General features: G+C 59.4%; 14 protein-coding genes. 4 read left to right on the top strand and 10 right to left on the bottom strand.

Going from position 1 to position 19,544, the window contains the following annotated elements; genetic code table 11:
- Nucleotides 1-40: 40 nt before the first annotated feature.
- From AC3WTO_RS19395 to AC3WTO_RS19370, 6 genes are all read right to left on the bottom strand, one after another.
- Nucleotides 41-1,117: a GNAT family N-acetyltransferase gene (locus AC3WTO_RS19395; protein WP_492462532.1), complete on the bottom strand. Its 1,077-nt coding sequence runs from the start codon at nt 1,115-1,117 to the stop codon at nt 41-43.
- Nucleotides 1,080-2,741 carry a lipopolysaccharide biosynthesis protein gene (locus AC3WTO_RS19390; protein ID WP_492462531.1) on the bottom strand — a complete coding sequence of 554 codons (1,662 nt, stop codon included), beginning with the start codon at nt 2,739-2,741 and terminating at the stop codon, nt 1,080-1,082. The genes AC3WTO_RS19395 and AC3WTO_RS19390 overlap by 38 nt, the downstream gene beginning before the upstream one ends.
- Before the next feature lie 18 nt (nt 2,742-2,759).
- Nucleotides 2,760-3,974 carry a DegT/DnrJ/EryC1/StrS family aminotransferase gene (locus AC3WTO_RS19385; protein WP_492462530.1) on the bottom strand — a complete coding sequence of 405 codons (1,215 nt, stop codon included), beginning with the start codon at nt 3,972-3,974 and terminating at the stop codon, nt 2,760-2,762.
- A 393-nt stretch (nt 3,975-4,367) separates the two neighbouring features.
- Nucleotides 4,368-5,087 (bottom strand): Crp/Fnr family transcriptional regulator, encoded by a 720-nt coding sequence (locus tag AC3WTO_RS19380; protein WP_492462529.1) that lies wholly within the window; start codon nt 5,085-5,087, stop codon nt 4,368-4,370.
- Between the two features lie 404 nt (nt 5,088-5,491).
- Nucleotides 5,492-7,792: a mannose-1-phosphate guanylyltransferase/mannose-6-phosphate isomerase gene (locus tag AC3WTO_RS19375; RefSeq protein WP_492462528.1), complete on the bottom strand. Its 2,301-nt coding sequence runs from the start codon at nt 7,790-7,792 to the stop codon at nt 5,492-5,494.
- A 15-nt stretch (nt 7,793-7,807) separates the two neighbouring features.
- Complete coding sequence (locus tag AC3WTO_RS19370) at nt 7,808-9,328, bottom strand: phosphomannomutase/phosphoglucomutase (RefSeq protein WP_492462527.1); 1,521 nt, start codon at nt 9,326-9,328, stop codon at nt 7,808-7,810.
- A 499-nt stretch (nt 9,329-9,827) separates the two neighbouring features.
- On the opposite strand from AC3WTO_RS19370, the gene AC3WTO_RS19365 reads away from it, so the two are divergent.
- Nucleotides 9,828-11,792, top strand: coding sequence for a GumC family protein (locus tag AC3WTO_RS19365; RefSeq protein ID WP_492462526.1), 1,965 nt, complete (start codon nt 9,828-9,830; stop codon nt 11,790-11,792).
- Complete coding sequence (locus tag AC3WTO_RS19360) at nt 11,776-12,570, top strand: sugar transferase (RefSeq protein WP_492462525.1); 795 nt, start codon at nt 11,776-11,778, stop codon at nt 12,568-12,570. Before AC3WTO_RS19365 ends, AC3WTO_RS19360 begins: the two co-directional genes overlap by 17 nt.
- A 12-nt stretch (nt 12,571-12,582) precedes the next feature.
- Here the strand turns inward: AC3WTO_RS19360 and AC3WTO_RS19355 are convergent, their stop codons facing one another.
- The 3 genes from AC3WTO_RS19355 to AC3WTO_RS19345 form a co-directional block, all read right to left on the bottom strand.
- Entirely contained in the window at nt 12,583-12,819 is a 237-nt protein-coding gene (locus AC3WTO_RS19355) for a hypothetical protein (RefSeq protein ID WP_492462524.1), read from the bottom strand.
- A gap of 252 nt (nt 12,820-13,071) precedes the next feature.
- Complete coding sequence (locus AC3WTO_RS19350; RefSeq protein WP_492558431.1) at nt 13,072-14,382, bottom strand: polysaccharide biosynthesis/export family protein; 1,311 nt, start codon at nt 14,380-14,382, stop codon at nt 13,072-13,074.
- Nucleotides 14,383-14,395: 13 nt separating this feature from the next.
- Nucleotides 14,396-15,268, bottom strand: coding sequence for a glycosyltransferase family 2 protein (locus tag AC3WTO_RS19345; RefSeq protein ID WP_492462520.1), 873 nt, complete (start codon nt 15,266-15,268; stop codon nt 14,396-14,398).
- Nucleotides 15,269-15,563: 295 nt separating this feature from the next.
- Here AC3WTO_RS19345 and AC3WTO_RS19340 point away from each other — a divergent pair, with 295 nt between their 5' ends.
- Nucleotides 15,564-16,748, top strand: a complete 1,185-nt coding sequence (locus AC3WTO_RS19340; protein WP_492462762.1) for a glycosyltransferase — start codon at nt 15,564-15,566, stop codon at nt 16,746-16,748.
- On the opposite strand, the gene AC3WTO_RS19335 is transcribed toward AC3WTO_RS19340, so the two are convergent.
- Entirely contained in the window at nt 16,741-17,871 is a 1,131-nt protein-coding gene (locus AC3WTO_RS19335) for a glycosyltransferase family 4 protein (RefSeq protein WP_492462518.1), read from the bottom strand. The two genes, AC3WTO_RS19340 and AC3WTO_RS19335, sit on opposite strands and share 8 nt — an antisense overlap.
- Before the next feature lie 191 nt (nt 17,872-18,062).
- Between AC3WTO_RS19335 and AC3WTO_RS19330 the strand changes: the two genes are divergently transcribed.
- Nucleotides 18,063-19,328, top strand: coding sequence for a glycosyltransferase family 4 protein (locus tag AC3WTO_RS19330; RefSeq protein WP_492462516.1), 1,266 nt, complete (start codon nt 18,063-18,065; stop codon nt 19,326-19,328).
- The last annotated feature ends 216 nt before the right edge of the window (nt 19,329-19,544 follow it).

The following is a 19,544-nucleotide window of genomic DNA, read 5'->3' as shown; positions in this document are numbered from 1 at the left end:
AGCCGATGCTCCATATGTCGAACAGTTTCACGCATCGGAGTCATAGGAGTCCGAACCGATAAAGCGCGCTGACGGCGCGTGGGCGAAAGATCGCGCCATAACGCCCGGCCGTGGGCTCACCCCAACTCCGCTTGTAGCCTTGCCCTGAGCCGAGATCGAAATGATGGTGCCCGGCGCTCGCCGCCCATTGGATCGAGGCCTCCATCATGCGGACACCGACCCAAAAGCGGTCGTAGTCGGGATCGCGGACGATGCATTGGCCAAGCGCAATGCCGTCCTTGCACATCAGGACGATGCCGGCCGTGCGCCGATCGCCGTCGAGCAGATGCAAGGTATGGAACTGGATCGGACTGTCCGCGCCGTGCCTTTTCATGAAAGCGCGCCAGAATCGCCGGCGATCCTCGGCGGCGACTATCTCCTCGGCGTCGGTGCCCTCCCACATGCGCACCCACTGGGCGCAGCACCACTCCAGGTCATCCACGTTGTCGATGCGAAGCCGCATGAAATCGTCGCAGCGTTTGCGGGCCCTGCGCACATTGCTGCGGTGATTGCGGCTCCAGCGCGCCTCATAGTCGCCCTGCAGGTCGACGCGGTGGTTGTCCGGCGACCAGTAGGATCGTGGATTGAGCTCCATCACGCTCTTGTCTAACCCTGCCTCTATCCGCACCTCGACGCCCAGGGCATGCAGCGCCCGACCCAGGGCGGCTGGAGAGGATGCCGGCGCGATCACGCCGGAAAGCGATTGATAGGCAACGGGCTCCCAGTATCGGCGGCGGCGGCGCAGGGAGATGAGCGCGGTCGGCCGACCGTTTTCTGTCGCCAGGGCGTGGCGTTTCCGGATGCTCGTGGGCTGCGTGAGCTCACGATAGAGGTCGCGGTCGCAGCCAGGAATGGCCGGCAGATCGTCGAGAGCCTGGTCGAGGGTCGAGTTCCAGGCATCGAACCAGGCAACGCGGACACCGCGCGTCGTCAAGCGGGTGACGATACGGGCCGCAGAGATCACCGCGGGCGCGGCGACATGGCCCAGCACACGCTCGAAGCCCGAGCCGGCGGGATTCACCCCGGCGGCGTGTATGGCGTCAGAGTGGCTCATCACCGATCCTTTCTTGCCGGCCATCGAGACGGTCGAAGAGGCGGCCGGATCGTCCTTTGATCGCGGACCAGACGGATTGCACGCCATCCCGACGACCGGCGGGATCGATTTCGCTGTGCGCGTCGGCCGGCACAGGCGCCTGTCCCTGTTCTGTGGCTTCGCCAAGGAAGTGCCGGATGGATGTGAGCGCAGGGCGCAGCCAAGCAGGCGCCAGGGCTTGGGCCCTGCCCAGCAGATAGGCCAGTTCGGCCGCGAAAGGATGACGGGTCCAGCCCATGGCCAGGAACCAGAACACTCCGCCAAGCACGCCGCCCAGGAATGCCTGCAGGACCGATATCTCCATGTCGAAGCCGTTCAGCCCGATGATGACGAGCGGGCCCAGCGTTGTGGCCAGGGTTGCAACGGCGCTGGGCGCCAGCGCGCGCAGATATTCGCCAACGCTCAGATTCAGCCGACGCATCAGGAACCAGAGGCCAACGCCCACCTGGATCGGTGTGGTGACGAAGATCGAAAGTGCGAGAACCAGGGGGCCATGCTGGGCCGCCAGGACCATGATCAGACTGGTGATCGGCAGGGAGATGATCCAGGCCTTGGCCGTGTCGCGGATACCGCCGGCGGCCACCAGGGCCGGGAACATCAAGGGGACCGGGAAGTAGAGCATGGTGGCTGCCGCCATCACCTGCACCAGCGGGATTGTGGTATCCCATTGCGGTCCCAGCATGGTGCGCACCAAGGGGTAGGCGAACAGGACGACCATTGCCAGACCTGGCCAGTGGAAGGCGGTCAGGCTGGCCGCAGCCTTCAGATAGGGGGCTTTGAGGGGACGACCTGTGCGCGCATGGGCAGCAAATCCCGGCAGGGCGACCGCAGAGATGGCCGATGTGACCAGCCGGCTGGGCATTTCCGTGACCTGTTGGCCTCGGCTGTAGAGGCCGACATCCGTGCTGCCGCTGGCCCGACCCAGCATGAATGTCGGAATGACGGCACCGAGGGAGGTCAGAAGGCCGGTCGCGGTATTGAGGCCGCCGAAGGCCAGAATCTCGCGCCATTTGGTGAATTCGATCCGGAAAATGGACAGGTCGGGGCGTATGAGGATGGCGAAGACGAAGGTGGAGAGCGGATAGCTCAGCGAACCCCAGGCGAAGCTCATATAGCCGACGCCCATCATCACCAGGCCGGTGGTCGTAATGTTGCCGACCAGGGCCGCGCCCAGGTTGATGGCTGCGATATCCCAGAACCTCAGATCGCGTCGAAGCAGGGCGACGATCGGCGAACCTATGCTCGAAAACAGATAGCCAAAAGCCATGGTGCGGACGAAGCTCTCCAGACGCGGTTCGTGAGCGAAGTCGGCGTAGAGGCCCGCAGTTGCGAAGAAGGCGGCCGTGAGGACGATGGCGACCATCAGCATCATGGTGAAGGAGGTGCGTATCTCCTCCTTGGTGAGCTTTTCGGCGTTGACGATGTAGTTGGTGACGCCGAAGTCGCGCAGACCCTCGGCGAGTGCGACGAGGCTGGCGCCTAGGAAGGCTGCGCCAATTTCGTTGGGTGTCAAAAGCCGCGATGAAACGTAAAGCGTAATGAAATTGAGGATGAGGGTGGCGTATTTGTCGAAATAGACTGCGACCACCGCGCGCCGAACGCTCGCCATTTCAATCGCTCACTTTCGCTAGGACTGGCCCCAGTGCGAGACCGCCGCCATGTCTGGCCGTGAATCCCGCAGCTGGCGTCTTGCGCCTTGGATTTTGGGCCGAGTGGCGTTGATCAGGGTCGAGGCAACCTTCTGTTGATCCTCATCGGTCATCTGGGGATAGAGCGGAAGGACGATGGCATGATCCTGAGCTGCCTCCGACTCTGGCAACGGCGTGCGCAGGGGATGAGAGGCATAGACGTCCTCGCGGTGGGCGCACATGATACCGCGCCGGGTGGCGACGCCGGCATCCAGCATAGCTTGCATCACAGTGCGTTGGTCGGCAACAGCCGGCAGCCGGACACAGAAGCTCTGCCAGTTGGTGCGCGCGTAGGACGGTTCGCGCACCAGGCTCAGCCATTGTGCCTCGCCAAGCAATTCGGCGTAGCGGGCGGCCAGTGCACGGCGGCGGACAACAATGCCGGGCAGGCGCTTGAGCTGCTCTCGGCCGACAGCAGCCTGAATGTCGGTCATCCGATAATTGTAGCCGACAACCGGATGCGTCTCGAAGATCACCTGGGCCGAGCCATGGCGGATCGTGTCGGGCACGCTCATGCCGTGCTGGCGCAGCAGCTTGAATTTGGCGGCCCAGTCGGCATGCCTGGTGGTCAGCATGCCGCCGTCGCCGGTGCTCATGATCTTGCGCGGATGAAAGGAGAAGCACGCCACGTCGCCGTGCACCTTGCCGATCTTCTCCCACTGGCCGCGCCAGAGGATCTCGCTGCCGCTGGCACAGGCTGCGTCCTCGATGACGGGCAGGCCCTTGGCCTTGGCGATGTCGAGTACCGAAGCCATGTCGCAAGGCAGGCCCATCTGGTGAACGACCAGGATCGCCCTGGTCTTGGCCGTAAGCGCCTGCTCGATCAAGGTCGGGTTGATATTGTATGTGGCTGGATCGATGTCGACGAAAACCGGGATCGCGCCGCAATAAGTCACCGAATTGGCTGTGGCTATATAGGAGTGGCTGACCGTGACCACTTCGTCTCCGGGCTTCACTCCGGCAGCCAGCAGGGCCAAATGCAGGGCCGTTGTGCAGTTCGAGACGGCCACGGCGTGCGGTGCACCGGTAAAGGTGGCGAACTCCGCCTCGAAGGCTGCGATTTCGGGGCCTTGTGTGACCCAGCCGGACAGGATGACACGCCGTGCCGCCTCGGCCTCGGCTTCATCCATCGTGGGCTTGATGATCGGAATCATGTCAGGGTCCTCAGCTGAACGAAAGTCCCACCTCGGTGCGCCAGAAGCTGAGATTGTCGTATCACGAGCAAGCCGGTCGCTCACCTTGTCCTAATGTGGGCCGGCGAGTTGGGCGTATCAGTATATTGGGGGTGGTCGACGATGCGGATACCGCTTTCGGTCAGCGGACATGTCACCCTCGCCGGATGCTTTCAGGCTTCCAGCCAGCCTTGGCGCATCGATCCGCCCAGTTGCCCAGGAAAATTCCAGATCAGCACTGCAGGATGTTCTGAGGTGACGAGGAAGCAATGGAACAACCAAGGTTCCAATGCGGTCGTGCGGATTTACCAGGTTCTCGTCGGCGGAGATCCGCAAGGCAGTTAGGAGCCCCAAGAGCTCTGGGGACCCCGATGCTCAGGTCTCTATGTATTCGCCTTCGAATCCTGCGAACTTCATCAGGCCTGCATGATCGAGCAGGCGGACATAGCCCTGTCGAAATTCAAGAAACTTGCGTTCCCGCAGTTCTCGCAGCATACGGTTGACGTGGATCGGGGTAAGCCCAAGCGCGTCAGCGAGGTCATACTGGGTCAGCGGGCATTCAAAGCTGTTGTCAACGACTGAGCCCACTCTCTGCAGGCGTGCCGTCAGTTCGAGCAGCAGATAGGCCGTCCGTTCCAGGGCGCCGCGTCGCCCTATGTTGGCGAGATGTTGAGCGATCACCGCACCGTTGTGCGCAAGGGCTTCAACCAGGAAAGAGAAGAGATCCGGTGATTTCATGGCCGCAACCGTGAACGTCTTGGTCGATGCGGTCGATAATGAAAGTTCAGTCTGCGCCAAAAAGGTTTCAAGAACGCCGCCCTCATGCGACTGGGGCAGGATGACATCGCCCGTCAGGGCAAAATCCAGTATCTGGCGCTGTCCGGTTGCCAGCTGGTGCGAAATGCAACCCCAGCCCGACTCGACGATGTAGAGGCGATCGTTGTCGTCGCCCTGACTGAAGATGATTGCGTTGGCTGGATATCGCTTCGAGGTGAACCCTAACGTTCTCATAAACGCCGCATCGCCAGCGCCAAATCCAACGAGGGACGACTGGGACGCGTCCCATCTCAAAAGCGAACGTGAAGCATAAGTCATCCGTACTGCCCGCCCATACGAACTAACTGTACGCCTTTTACGAGTTCGTCATGCACACAAATATGCTCGGCGGCATTGCGCAAATTAAAATGATGCCTTCTTAAGCAACTTCTAATATTCGTTGGAAAAATATCTGCAGCCTCGTTTTGGAGAAAGCCATGCAATCTGGCTTGCGCCAGGTTGACTGACTTTCTTCTTTGAAATTCGCTCTTTGAGTCTCGCCCAAAGGATACTGCAGTTTACTATCACGACAAAGACACAAAGGTATTACGCCATTAGTAGAAGTCGACCGCCAAGCTACGGTCGATGGGTTCATCCTGGGCCGTTTCGAAAAGACAGTAGCGTTTTGAGAAAGCAAGTGCCGCGCATTGGTGCGCGACTGCTCGGACAGGGAACCGGTTTCTTCAGCCGTAACTGTGTTTGAGGCCAGATCTGTCCTCTTCATGCAACGGAAGCGGGAACGCTTCGATCTGTCCTTCGGTCTTGTCGAGATACTGCATCAAGGCAGTCACCAGATGGTAGAATATGCTGGCAGGAACCTCAGTGGCCAGCGGCCGGCCGCGCTCGTCAATCCTGTCTACCCAGAGCCCGAGCGGAGCCGGATCGATATGCCATCTGAAGAGGCGCGCGACGCGTGCTTCGATCTCAGGCTTCAGATCGGGTCCACCGATGTTGTCCAAGGCGATTGCCGCCTTGATCGCTTCGCATTGCGGCCAACTGCGTGAAAGCCTGTCGAAGGGCATTCCCTGTCGCGACACGGCTGCGTAGGCGAGACCGGTAGCTCGGTTCAATCCGCTGGCGACGGCCGACGAATAGAGCTTCCTTGCATACGCAGACAGGTCTTTCTGCCCGCTTGCTCGTGCAAAATCGACGAGGAGCGAGGCCCATTCGAAGTGATGCCCCGGTTCGGTCCACTGGCCTTTCTCTCCGGGGATCGGAAGCCAGTCGGCGTCGAAAAACTCGCCGAGTGTCCAGCTGTCTTGGTCAAAGAAATGGCAGCGGAAGAGATCGATGATGCGGGCCGCCCGACGAAGGTAAGTGCGATCGCCGGTCACGCCATACCAGGCAAGGAAGGCCTCAAGCAGGTGCATGTGTGGATTGGACGACCGCACTCCGTTCCCGCCGGGGGTATCGAGGAAACCATTCAGGCAGCCGTCTTCAAGGTAGGAGTCGATGAAGTTGAATGTCTCCTGTGTTAGCTGCAATGCGCCCTGGTGACCACATCGATGGGCATGAGCAAGCGCCAGGAGTACGCAGGAATGGTCATATGCGTCCTCCGCCGGGTCAGCCACACTGCCATCTACGTTCAGCGTGCGCACCCAACTGCCGCGGTCGGTCCGGCCGTGTTGTGCAATGAAGCTGATACCGTGATCGATGAGGCTGTCGGCTGGTCCGCTCCAGCCACGTTCCTTGGCCACGGCGAAGGCATAAATCTGACGAGCCATCGTCCGCATCCGCTTGGGCTTGCCCAACGGCCTTGCATCGAAACCGAGGGCCTCGTGAAACCCACCATATACGTTGTCGACGCCCGCAGTGGACCACAGCGGCAGTGTCTCCTGGAAAAGCCAGTGCTCGACGCGCTTGCGCCATGAGCCGCTGACGACAATCCGGTCTTCCGACGCCGTGAGTTTCGTCTCGAGGCGACCACTCTTTTCCAACTGCTCGACGACTTTCTTGACGTTCTGGCTATAGCTGACGGGAGCGACGAATATCGCATCCGGTGTTGCCACCACGGCGACATCCTTCATTCCGATGACGGTCAGCAGCCTGCCCTGGCTTCTCAGGTAGGAATCGCCGCAGTTCATGGCAACGACATCGCCCATCACAACGTTGCCGTTGTTGTCCGTCGGGCTGGCTTCAAGCAATGACTGCCACGAGCCAAGGTCATTCCAACGGAACGCGGCCGTCACCATCGCGATGCTGTGCGCATGCTCCATGACGGCATAGTCGATCGACGTCGAGGGGACCGTAGAATAGAACCCCTGGGGCAGGTAGACACCCGAGACGTCGACCCTCGCGGTTCTGTAGGCCCGTTCAGCGGTTTCCCAGATCTGCGGCTGAAACTCCAGCAACGCTGCGCGCATCGTTTCGGCGCGAAAAAGGAAGATACCCGCATTCCAGTAGAATCGCCCTGACGACAAATACGCCTGGGCCGTCTCGATGTTCGGCTTTTCGACAAAGCGCGAGACTACGGCCGCACCGTCACCATTGGCAGCAACCTCGATGTACCCATATCCCGTTTCCGCATGAGTGGGCGTGATGCCAAACACCACAATGCTTCCCGCGTCGGCTGCGGGTATGCCCGCTTCGACTGTTTCCCAGAACTGCGCTTCGCTTGAAATCTCATGGTCCGACGGCACCACGAGGACAAGGGCATCGCTTTCGTGTTCAGAGATGGTCTGCAACGTGGCAATGGCGACTGCCGCTGCCGTGTTGCGGCCCGAGGGTTCGAAGATCGGCTTTCCGCCATTCAGGCCGAGCGGACTGATGTCCGAGATGACGCGTTCGGCGTGTTTTTCAGAGGCGATGAGGTAGATAGGCGTCTCGCCATTCGGCCACGCCTTGAGGCGCCGGACCGTCTTCGCAAGCATCGAGCCATCCCCGGAGAGATCATGGAATTGTTTGGGATTGTCTTCACGCGAGAGCGGCCACAGTCGTGACCCGACGCCCCCGCTCATGACAAAACTGATGATCCGGTGCGGCATGCTTCAGCTTCCCCCTCAGAATGTCTGGTTGTAGGCTCCGACCTCTGGATTGCGGCGCAGGACGGCGTCGAGTGCCTCGAACATCTGTCGGCGTCGTTCCGACGAGACAGGGCTCTCGACGACGACGACAATTTCAGGCTTGTTCGATGATGCCCTGACCAGACCCCAGGTGCCGTCCTGGGCCACCACGCGCACCCCGTTGACGGTGACCAGATCAGCCATTGGCTGACCTGCGAACTCGGCTCCGTCCCCTTTCATTTTCATGAAGTCACCCACGACCTTGTCGACGACGCCGTATTTGACTTCGTCGGGGCAATGGGGAGACATCGTAGGGGTGCCGAAGGTGACGGGCAGGGCGCGGTAGAGCTCGGCCAGCGTCTTTCCTGGATTTCGGTCGAGCATTTCGCAGACGGCGATGGCCGTGACGAGGCCATCGTCATAACCACGCCCGATCGGTGGGTTGAAGAAGAAGTGCCCCGACTTCTCGAAACCGGCGATTGCATCAAGCTCGGCAACCCGCCGCTTGATATAGGAATGCCCCGTTTTCCAATAGTCTGTGCTTGCGCCGTTTTGCGCGAGTACAGGATCGGTCGCGAAAAGCCCGGTTGATTTCACATCAACGACAAAGGTGCATTGTGCGTGCTGGCTGGAAATGTCTCGCGCCAGCATGACACCAACCTTGTCGGCGAAGATCTCGTTGCCTTCATTGTCGACCACGCCACAGCGGTCGCCGTCGCCGTCGAACCCCAGGCCCAGATCAGCACCGGTTTCCAGAACGGCATCGCGAATTGCGTGCAGCATCTCCATGTCTTCCGGATTGGGGTTGTAGTGCGGAAACGAGTGGTCGAGTTCCACGTCGAGCGGGATCACGACGCAGCCAATGCTATTCAGCACCTGCGGCGCAAACGCGCCGGCTGTGCCGTTGCCGCAGGCGACAACGACGCGCAGCTTTCGGCGGATGTGCTTTCCGATGACCAGATCTTCAATGTACTTCTCGCGAAAGTCGGGTACGAATTGATAGCTTCCGCCACCGACCAGGTCGAAGTCGCCGTTTAGCACGAGTGCCTTCAGGGCGGTCATCTGATCAGGCCCGAACGTGAGAGGTCGTTGCGCACCCATCTTCACGCCGGTCCAGCCGTTCTCGTTGTGAGAGGCCGTGACCATGGCGACAGACGGAGCATCGAGTGCGAATTGGGCGAAATAGGCGGTCGGGGAAAGCGCCAGGCCGATGTCCTTGATATGCGCGCCAGCAGCCATCAGTCCTGAGGTCAACGCCATCTTGATGGACATGGAATAGCTGCGAAAGTCGTGACCGGTGACGATCTCCGGTCCTACGCCCATGCGGCGAATCAGCGTGCCAAGACCCATGCCCAGGGCCTGGGCACCCATCAAATTGAGTTCAGGTTCTTTTTCCGAGTTTGGGTGGCCGAACCACCAGCGCGCATCATATTCACGGAAGCCAGTGGCTTTGATGAGAGCATTGTTCTCGAACGCGAAAGTATTCGGCTTGGCCTGGTCGACTATCTTCAGGGTCACGACTACCGCTCCGATATTGCGGCAATATTTCTAGCATGCTGTCCGGCCCGGGCCCCTTCATGAATTCGGGTAGCCTTACCCCCCGTTCGGGCCACTTCATCCAATAGGTGATGCCTGTCGATGATCGAAAGGATGTCTCGTCAGGGTATGGCTGCCAGGCCATCGTGAAGGAATATTCCGATCCGGGGCTACGGCAGCATTCTCCATTCTGAAAATGGCTGATCGTAGGCTTCTCCACGAGAGTGTGATGGTGCCGTCCTCTCCCGGAAGATCGTGCAAAACAGGGAGAGGAGAAGGGTAGGCCTACGCCGATTGGAGGCGTTTACCTTCCTCCGTGCCGGGATAGTCTTTCTCGCAAAAGCTTAGGATCGCGGGGGCCCTGGGCACACACGAGAACATCGGTCGGACGCCATGGAACTCCTGTGTCAGGCCTGCGCGCACGCCTGTGCCAGGCTTGAGTGCACGAAGGATATTCCTTCGTGTCCACCGGAGACGCTAGATGAACCGCTTGTTCGCCAGCCAGTGGCCTTTGGCAACCAATCAGCAGGTCAATACCGGGCAGGACTTCATTGGCCTGTCGGACATAACCGGATTTCTGAGACATTACGTCAGAACGATCACGGCCTGTCTTGTCGCTGCATTCCTGGTTGCCTGGTTTTACAATTTAACCACGGATCCGGTTTTTACAGCCAGCGCCCAGATCTTGATCGAGCCGAGACTGCCACAACATCTGCAGGAGGGTGCGGAAGTAAATCTCTCGCTGGATACCGCTCAAATCGAAAGTCAGATTGCGGTGATGCAGTCTGAAAAGATTGCCTCGATGGTCATCGATCGGCTGAAACTGATTGAAAACACGAATTTCAATCGCCCCAGAGCACCGATTTTGATCGAGAGGCTCAGGAAAATAAGGGACAAGATAGCTGAGGCGCTGGGACTTCAGAAAAGCACCTGGGCCTCAGAGGCGTTCGCGAAACTGACCGACTACCAGAAGTCACGCCTCACCATGTTGATCTTTCGCAACGGCCTCGATGTGCGGAGGGTCGGTGTCTCCTACGCAATCGAAATATCCTTCACTTCGGGCGATCCCGAAGGCGCCGCACGGATTGTGAATGCGACCACCGACGCCTTCGTTCACGAACAGGTCGAAACCAAAGCCGACGCAGCAAGGGAAGGCGGAGCCTGGCTGGAACAACGACTGCAACAGCTGCGCACCCAGATGAACGAGGCGATGGCGAAGGCCCAGGAGTTCCGTTCCCGGCATGACTACAGCGTTGGTCAGGACGGCAATGCCAGCGTGAATGCGGAGCCGACCCTCGAAGAGCTCGAGGTGACGGCAGATACCTATCGGAAAATGTATGAGAGTTTCCTGCAGGCCTATACGAATTCGGTAAGCCAGCAGTCTTATCCGGTAGCAGATGCGCGCGTGATCACGGCGGCGACAGCGCCACTTTCTCCAAGTGCTCCAAGGCCTAAGCTGGTGTTGGCTTTCGCGGCCGTCGCAGGCCTCATTCTCGGCATCGGCCTCTCATTCGTGCGGCATTCGCTCGACTGGACCATACGGTCGCCCCGTCACATCCGTGACAATCTGGGAATTGAGTGCGTCGGTGAATTGCCGCCTGCGGGCAACAGGCAGGAATGTGAAGACCTCAACGAGGTGGCCAGGCATCCTTGGTCACGATACAGCCAGAGCCTGAGGAAAGCGCGAACCGAAATCAGTCTTGCTGAAACGAACCACCCGGTGAGGTTCCTCGGACTGACTGCGGTCTCAAACAACAGCCAGAAGAGCAGCGTGGCAACCAATCTCGCCACGCTTTACGCAATGTCCGGGCTCAAGACGCTGGTCATAGATGCCGATCTCGGGAGATCGACAATCACAACATGGCTATCGGACCATCCGGGCATGCTGGGCAAGGAGGGGAAGGGTCCTGTTCGGCTCAAGATCATTCGCGCCCCGGGGCGGTTCGATGTGCTTTCAAGTTCGATGGTGGATGCGAGAAATCTACTCGTGCCAAAGAACATGCAAGCACTCCTCTCCGAACTGAATACCGACGAAGTGGCAGCCTACGACAAAATCATCGTTGATCTGCCGACACTCGAATCCGGGGCCGATGACCTGATCGTTGGATCCGTTCTCGATGGCGTCGTGATCATTGCGGAGTGGGGAAAGACGCACACTGACACCCTGCAGGAACTCGTCAGGACATTGCAGGCCTCCAGGACGCCGATCCTTGGCGTGCTTCTCGCAAAAGCACGCGTCACGACGTCCAAGCGCCGGTGGCTTCGGCAAGGTTCGGCGTTTTCGGTAGTCGCCGATGCACACAGGGCAGTCATACGTCGAGTAGGGGGTAACCCGGGGGGTACGGCGCTACCTCCTTTGCATTTCTTGCCGAGGGGAGCCGTCCTTGGAAGACTGCTGAGGCTAAACATCGGAAAACGGCGACCGTCACATGACACACGCCCTTGAGCAGCACTATCAACGGAGGGATGCGATCTGGGATCAGCCCGTTGTGCCGGCAGCGATCGAGAACAAGGTGATCGTGCACATCGTCGGTCCGCAACACTACGCCAGTGCAGGAGCAGCGCTGAATGATCCATCGAGTGTCATCGACACGGGAGCTACGAATCCTCCCATCGGGGGCATCCTCAAACGGATCATGGATATCGTAATTGCCTGCCCAGCGCTCGTTTTGGCTGCGCCTGTCATGATCCTCGTGGGCTTGCTGATCAAGATTACGGCCGGAGGTCCGGCAATATTCTCGCATAGCCGAGTTGGCTTCGGTGGCAAGCCGTTCGATTGCTATAAATTTCGCTCGATGGTCAGGAATTCAGACGAAGTTCTGAAGACATACCTCGATGCAAACCCCGAGGCCCGCCAGGAGTGGGTAGAGACCCAGAAGATCAGAAACGACCCTCGTGTTACGTTCTTCGGACGAATGCTGCGCAAGTCGAGCCTGGACGAGCTCCCTCAACTCATCAACATACTGCGCGGTGACATGAGCTGCGTAGGCCCAAGACCAGTCGTCATGGACGAACTCCAGCGCTATGGCGAGCACCAGGCTGAGTACCTCGGAACGAGGCCAGGACTCACGGGCCTTTGGCAGGTGAGTGGAAGAAGCAGCATGGACTACGAAAACCGCGTCGCGCTGGATAGCCAGTATGTGCGGAACTGGTCGATCTGGCTTGATCTCGTTATCTTGCTCAGGACCATCGTAGCAGTTCTGCGGGTCGACAGGGCTTCCTGAACACCGGTGACATCACTCGTCGTTTCGACGACGACGCAGCGACAAGGCCAGGCCAACCAGATAGCCGCCGGCCGAGAAAAACATCAGGATCAGCGACTTGCCCACAGTGAGATGGCCCGGAAATCCCAGGCTGTTCCAGGCCAAGATACCGACAAGAAGCAGTGCAGTCGCCGCCAGCAGTGCTGCGGCCTTGAAGCGTAGGCCCAAGAGTACGCCTGCCACCGATACGGCAAGTATGCCCGTTAACACCGATATCTCCAGTGATACCCGCAAATCAATCGGCTGCCGCGGCGGAGGATTCCGCCAAGCCTAGAGTGCGCCAACTGATATGCGGCCTCGAAGGGCAAGGCAAGCGCAGGAGACAGTGCTTGTGAATGCAGCTCGAGATACAGACGCCAACTTCGTCGAGCCGGCGTCTTCCGACCATGGCTGTCGGATCACCACGCCTGAATGCTCTGGGAACATCGAGTGTTGCAGCGATTTGACCCAGTATGGATCAGATCAGTTCGTATTCCGAACCGTGCTCGTCTCCGCCCGAATGCTTGCATCTGCCGGGAGCAAGCTATCCAGCCCCGACTTCGGCAGCGGAATTTCGACCTTCACGGTATCGCCCGGCTCGACAAGGGTTGTCTCGTCGGCGGCAAGCTCTTCCGTGCCGTTGTCTTTCGGCCGCACAATCTTGAAAATCGGTTCGGCCCTTTGAGCGCTTTGACTGAGGGCCAGCAGAGCCGGGGCTGAAACCTGTGTCTCCTGCAGCAGTTGCACCGCGGTATCGGATTTGTTGGTGACTTCGTTGAGCTGCTGCTGCGTTTCACGCAAGCTCTCGGCGATCTCGCTGGAACGCTGGTTGCCGAGGTTGAGGATCTCGATGTCGGTCTTGCTCATCTCCTGCCTGACCCGCAGCATCGATGTCTCAGCCGCCAGCCGATCGCTCTGCATCCGGGCGACGGCCCCCTCGAGGGCAAATTCACGTGGTGCAACCGCAAGGCCTTTTTGCACGAGGCTTGAGACTCCTGCGAGTTCCTTTTGGATGAGTTCGATCTGTTTGCTATGGAAGGTCAGCTGCTGCTCGAGCGAGGTCAGTTCCTTCTCCAGGAAATCCTTGAGTTCGCGCAGCGAACGGAGCTGGGTTGCGAGCGCATCCCTTCGAATGGTGAATATCCTGCGCTCCTGCTCCATTGCCAGTGCAACGGTCTCGTTCGATGCCCTGTCGGTCAGTTCGGAAGGGAAAGCCACGCTGTCATTGCCGGCCTGCTCCGACTGCAATCGTGCCCTGCGCGCAATCAGGTTGACATTGCTCAGGGCAAGGAGACCGATATCGCCCCGGCCAGAGATGACCTCTCGCTCCAACCGGGACATGTTATCCTCGCGTATCGGCAATCCGCCGGCGATGCCCAGGGCCTGCAGTACGGTAAGGCCAGGTCTGTATGGAAATTCGCCAGGTTGCTTGACGTTGCCTACGATATAGAACGGCCTGTATTGGGCAATCTCCACGGCCACATCTGGCTGGCGGCCAAGACCCATGCGCTGCATGAGGCGATCGGCTATCGAGCGGGCAAGATCCCCGGGAGCGGTGCCCTGCGCTCGTATCTGTCCGATAAAGGGCAAGAAGAGTGTGCCGTCGGCAGCAATCACGAAGCTGTCGTTGAGGGCAGTCCACTCGAAAATGACGTCGCGTGAGGCGCGCCATTCATAGACTTTGAGCCTGACCTTGTCCTGCGGTCCAAGCAGATACTCCGCGGCCGACGACGGCATCGGACCGATTGCGATCGCCAATGAAATGCCTGCCACTGTTGAAAGCCATTTCCGCATTGTCGCGACCTCGTCAGATCTTCAAGATGTATTCGGGTTCGATCCGGCCCATGGCGATATGCACGATCGCGAGCGCGTTGCCGCTCAGGCGGCCTCTGCGATCGACATATGGCTCGGGCCAAAGGCTCTTTGCGAGGTTGGCTGCAACATTGCGAAACATCAGGGGAAGCACGAAAGAGGCAGGAACCGTGCCTTTCCTCATCAGGTAGATCGCATTGGCGACCTGTGAGTAGCCGAACCGCTTACCGCTGACGCGTCCCGCCTTGATACCAAGATGAACGCCCGTGATCGACGTCACGCAGACAACGCGACCTTTGGATCTCATCTGGCTTGTGAAGTCGATGTCTTCCTGCCAGCCGTAGAGCACGAGGCGTTCGTCGAAGCGCAAATCGCCAATCAGTGAAGCGCGCAACGACATGTTGCATCCATAGGCACCAACGTGGTCGACCACAGGCGGCCCGCTCGGTGTTTGTCTTTCTGCGTCGCTTAACGCAACCCTTGCATCGTCCCAGGTCAGACCGGCGTTGCTGGCACCGTCCCTGACGACCCTGCCCATCACCACCGCCCACTCGTCGTTTTGAGCAAAGGCCTGTTCTATCTGCTCCAGGTATCGCGTGGACGGAACGAAATCGTCATCGAAGAATGTGATGATGTCGAAGCGATCCAGGGAAAGCTCGAGAGCTGCATTGCGTTGAGCGGCCAATCCTATCGGGCCTGAAACACTCGACAGCGGGAACGGTCCGCCATCCGTGAGTTTGAAGTGCGTTGCGTCGGGTACCGACAGGATGACCTCGTCAGGAAGCCTCGTTTGGCCGCCGAGATATCCCAACAAGCGAGCAACCTGCTCGCTGCGGCCGAGGGTTGGGATAATCACTGCAATTTTCATTGCTCGTCCGGGCGTTACTTCCCCTAAGCCTATGACGACGCGAGCGTTCGAACAGCCTGCATAAAAGTGGGTCCGACGGGCTCCGCCTACCTCCCAGCGCATGCTGTCGGTGTATCTCTGGCGTCCGGTTCACAACCATAAGCGGTAGGCAGGCATTCGACGGGAGCAATCTCTGACCGATCGGACAGCTTGCGAGGGTCATGGGACGAAAAGGAAACTGGGAAGCTTACGCAGGAAGGGAGAAAACATGCTCCATGAACGCTCTTCCGACCTGGCGGTCGCCGCCAAGGTCGACATGCCCATCGAGGAGTTTCCTGCTGCTTCGGCAAGCGGTGTCGACAGATACGGCAGGATAGCGGTTGTTCACGACTGGTGCCCAAATTTTCGCGGCGGCGAGCGCGTGTTGGCGCAAATCTGCAAGCAGTTTCCCAATGCAGAGGTGTTCACACTTTTCGATTTCCTTCCGGTCGAGGTGAAGGAGCAGTACTTCCGTGACGTGGAATTTCACACTTCCGCAGCCAACCGGCTTCCGATGATCGAGAAATTCTACCGGTCCCTCTTTTTTCTCTGTCCCTTCCTCATCGAGCAGTTCGACGTGACGGGCTATGACGCCGTGATTTCCTCTTCGGCCGCATTCTCGCGGGGGGTGATCACAAGACCCGATCAGCCGCATCTGTGCTATGTGCACAGTCCCGTCCGTTATGCCTGGGACGAGCAATTTTCTTATCTTCAGCAGGGCAGGCTCGGTTTCGGGCCGAAGGGATTGCTCTATCGCTATATGCTGCATCGTCTGAGAACGTGGGACACGAGAACGGCCCACGGTCCGGATCTGATGCTGGCAAACTCAAACTATGTCCGCTCTCGAATCCAGCATATCTATGGGCGTGACGCACGCGTTGTTTTCCCGCCGGTCTGCCTGAACGAACTCCCCTGCGTCGAGGACAAGGATGACTATTACGTCTCAGCATCCTTCCTCGCGCCTTACAAACGCACCGACCTGGTGATCAAGGCCTTCAATGCGATGCCGTCGCGACGGCTGATTGTCGTGGGAGAAGGGCAGCAATCAGCGGCTCTACGGTCGCTGGCCGGTCCGAATGTCACTTTTTCAGGGTTCCTCCCGCGCAAGGAATACGTCGAGACGCTCGCCCGGGCGAAGGCGATGGTCTTCGCCGGCTGTGAGGATTTTGGCATAGCGCTCGCGGAAGCACAGGCCTGCGGGACGCCGCTGATCGCATTCGGTCGTGGTGGCGCAGTTGATATCGTCCGGCGTATGGGGACTGATACCGAACCAACGGGCGTGTTGTTCAAGACCCAGGCCGTTGACAACCTCATGGAAGCGATCAATCGCTTCGAGGAAAACAGCCACCTGATCACGCCGCGGGCCTGCACACGGAATGCCCAGCGCTTTTCGGAAGAAAATTTCGACCGAGCCGTGCTGGAATCGTTCGCAACTGCCCAGGCCCTTCACGGGGTCATGTGAATTCGCGCAGCCTGATCACCCTGGTTCCTTTCTCGATGCCGTCAGCAACAGCCATCGCCTCCAGGTAACGCAAGGCGCTCGTCCTCCAGCTATAGGCGGAGGCTCTGGCCTTGCCCTTTTCCGTCAACCGGCGGCACAGCGCCTTGGAATTGCGGAGGCTCATGAAACGGTCGAACCATGCATCCGGGTTGTCGGCCGCAGCATAAAGTGCCGCATTCCCGCAGACCTCTGGCAGGCTGGCGCGATCGGACACCACAACCGGACAGCCGAGGGCCATTGCCTCGACAACGGGCAGGCCGAAGCCTTCCGTCAGCGACGGGAAAGCCAGGCAAAGCGAGTCCATCAGCAGTGCGGCCAACGCGCTGTCGCAAACGCGTCCGAGCCAATGGATGTTTCGGGCTTCAGCCCTAGCCGTTCGCGTCTTGAAAACGCGCGGATCCGACACCCCGACAACTGCGATCTTCAGTCCAACCATTCCGAGGCGGTCGGCCAGGCCCAGAACGAGATCGACGTTCTTGTGAGGCGCGGTGCTGCCGATCATGACGACGGTATCGCGCGAGGCAGCCAACCTTGTCGCCGCAGAGTGTTCTGGTTTCCACTCCAAGGCATGCTCATGACCGTTCGGAGCAACAAAGGCCCTGCCTGACGGAACAATGCCGCGCCGAACCAGTTCGGTCAGCGAAAAATGGGAAACCGTCGCAATACCGTATGCCGTTTTGCCGAGGCATGGCAGCAGTGCCTTGTACGACGCCCTGAAGCCGAGCGAATAGCTGTGGGGGGCATTCCAGACGTTTGCATCATGTATGCAGACTATATGCTTGCGTGACAGGATCGGCCCCGTATTGCACAGGCTGATCAGGCCGCCGCCGTGCAACGAGGCGGCCAGCTTGGTCTGCTCCCACAGATGCCCACCCGTGCTGCCGATCTTGCAGCATTCGATGGAGTTGAGCGGGAAGTCCGGACTGTCCGGCGGGCATTGGAGGCAGAGCTCTAGCCCGTGGGTGAGGGGGCTCCGCTCCGCGATCAAAACGTCGAGCGAGCGGACGATCTCCCTGGCATAGCGTTGAACGCCTGTTGTCGGCTGGGAAAGGAAACGCCCGTTGATCGTCCAGTGCCGTGCCATACCCGCCTCGCGATCCCTGCAGTTTGAGGCTGCGATCGCGTGCGGTCACTACGGCCATTGGGTCACCTGGAGGCGTCAAGCATCATCCGGCCAGACGAGAGCGCATGGTGCCAGTACCTCAAACGTTCGAGGGTCCCTGCGTTTCCGAGAATGCTAGTCTTTCTGCGGGTCCGGCAATGTGGGGAAGGGCTATGGCCAAATCTGTCTACACGGGGCCGGCGCGGCAAGGCCGGCATTTGAACGGGAACAGCGTTGCCGTGGCATCGGCGCGATCGCTTCCCGGGTTCTCCGGATATCTGATTGGCCATGGCGACCAGACACGGATGGATTTCGGGCTGCCCAGACGACGCTGGACAATAAACGGAGACTTCACCCTACTGCAGCGCAATGGAATAGCGCGTTACGCTCGCGAGGTAACGATGGCACTGGATGCCCTCATCTCGGAAGGACATCCTCTCAGCCATGATCTCGAAATCGACCTCGTGGTGCCACGCCCGCTGACTGAGGCTCTTCCACTGAAAGCCATACCGGTGCGGGTCATTCCGGAGTTCAACCGGCCTCGACTGCCTCAATTCTGGGTTCAGGCGCAGTTGCCCTGGCATGTGCCTGGCGGCCTGCTAAGCTTTTGCAACCTGGCACCCGTCGTGCTGAAGCGCCAGATTGCTTGTATCCACGACATGCATACAAGGCTGATGCCCTCAAGTTACGCACGAGGATTCCGCTGGGCTCATCGCATCATCCTTCCGTTGCTTGGCCGGCGGGCTGCTCGGATCACAACGGTGTCGCAGCTTTCGCGCCGGCATCTGGTCGAATTCGGGATCGCACGCGAGGCAAACATCGTCGTCACCTACAACGGCAGCGACCATGCCAAGCAATGGGATTCAGCGAGGTCTACGCTGGCCGTGAATCGGGGCAGGCCCTATGTCCTTTGCCTCGGCCGAGCGGATCAAGAATATAAGAACATGGGGCTGCTCGCTAAACTTGCCCCTTATCTGGATGAGATGGGTCTCGACCTGTGGATGCCGGGCGACGTCGACGAGACCACGATCCTGCGGCACGTCCCGCAAATGCCTGCGAACATCATCCTGCTTGGCCGAATAAGCGATGACGACTTCAAAAAGGCGCTCGAAGGTGCCCTTTGCTTCCTGTTTCCATCGCGGATCGAAGGTTTCGGGCTGCCCGCTGTCGAGGCGATGGCTTCAGGTTGCCCGGTCATAGCCTCGACGTCGCCTTGTCTGCCCGAAATCTGTGGAGACTCGGCGCTTTATGCGGATCCTGACGACATCTGGTCATGGCTCGAAAACGTGCGTCAACTGGCGATCGACCCTGACCTGCGCAAGCACATGATCGAGAAAGGGCATGCCAGGGCAAGCAGTTATTCCTGGCGCTGGATCGCGTGGAATTATCTCGAGCTCATGATCCAGGTCGATGCGGATTTCGGGGAACTCCACGAATAGTCGATCATTCGATCCAGTCGGCCACCCCTCAGTTCGCTTCCTCTGAGCAACCCAACCGTCCGGGTGTTGAATCGAGGCAATCGCAGTCAAAAGGTCATGCCGCCTGATGGGCAGGGCTACGCCCTCAAAAGGGGTACGGTGAGGCTTCATATGCCCATATAGGCAAATTGCTTCCGACCCCGGCAGTTCCGACTATTCGGACATCCAATGTCGTGT

The sequence above is a fragment of the Mesorhizobium sp. EU05-FHT14A09 genome (genome assembly GCF_058790995.1).
Note: the sequence above shows the minus strand (reverse complement) of the source record. Positions and strands in the feature narration are given on the sequence as shown.

Excerpts from the sequence above, each read along its gene's own strand:
- AC3WTO_RS19395 (WP_492462532.1), bottom strand. The coding sequence starts at position 1,117 with ATGGCCGGCAAGAAAGGATCGGTGATGAGCCACTCTGACGCCATACAC.
- AC3WTO_RS19390 (WP_492462531.1), bottom strand. The coding sequence starts at position 2,741 with ATGGCGAGCGTTCGGCGCGCGGTGGTCGCAGTCTATTTCGACAAATAC.
- AC3WTO_RS19385 (WP_492462530.1), bottom strand. The coding sequence starts at position 3,974 with ATGATTCCGATCATCAAGCCCACGATGGATGAAGCCGAGGCCGAGGCG.
- AC3WTO_RS19380 (WP_492462529.1), bottom strand. The coding sequence starts at position 5,087 with ATGACTTATGCTTCACGTTCGCTTTTGAGATGGGACGCGTCCCAGTCG.
- AC3WTO_RS19375 (WP_492462528.1), bottom strand. The coding sequence starts at position 7,792 with ATGCCGCACCGGATCATCAGTTTTGTCATGAGCGGGGGCGTCGGGTCA.
- AC3WTO_RS19365 (WP_492462526.1), top strand. The coding sequence starts at position 9,828 with ATGAACCGCTTGTTCGCCAGCCAGTGGCCTTTGGCAACCAATCAGCAG.
- AC3WTO_RS19360 (WP_492462525.1), top strand. The coding sequence starts at position 11,776 with ATGACACACGCCCTTGAGCAGCACTATCAACGGAGGGATGCGATCTGG.
- AC3WTO_RS19350 (WP_492558431.1), bottom strand. The coding sequence starts at position 14,382 with ATGCGGAAATGGCTTTCAACAGTGGCAGGCATTTCATTGGCGATCGCA.
- AC3WTO_RS19345 (WP_492462520.1), bottom strand. The coding sequence starts at position 15,268 with ATGAAAATTGCAGTGATTATCCCAACCCTCGGCCGCAGCGAGCAGGTT.
- AC3WTO_RS19340 (WP_492462762.1), top strand. The coding sequence starts at position 15,564 with ATGCCCATCGAGGAGTTTCCTGCTGCTTCGGCAAGCGGTGTCGACAGA.
- AC3WTO_RS19335 (WP_492462518.1), bottom strand. The coding sequence starts at position 17,871 with ATGGCACGGCACTGGACGATCAACGGGCGTTTCCTTTCCCAGCCGACA.
- AC3WTO_RS19330 (WP_492462516.1), top strand. The coding sequence starts at position 18,063 with ATGGCCAAATCTGTCTACACGGGGCCGGCGCGGCAAGGCCGGCATTTG.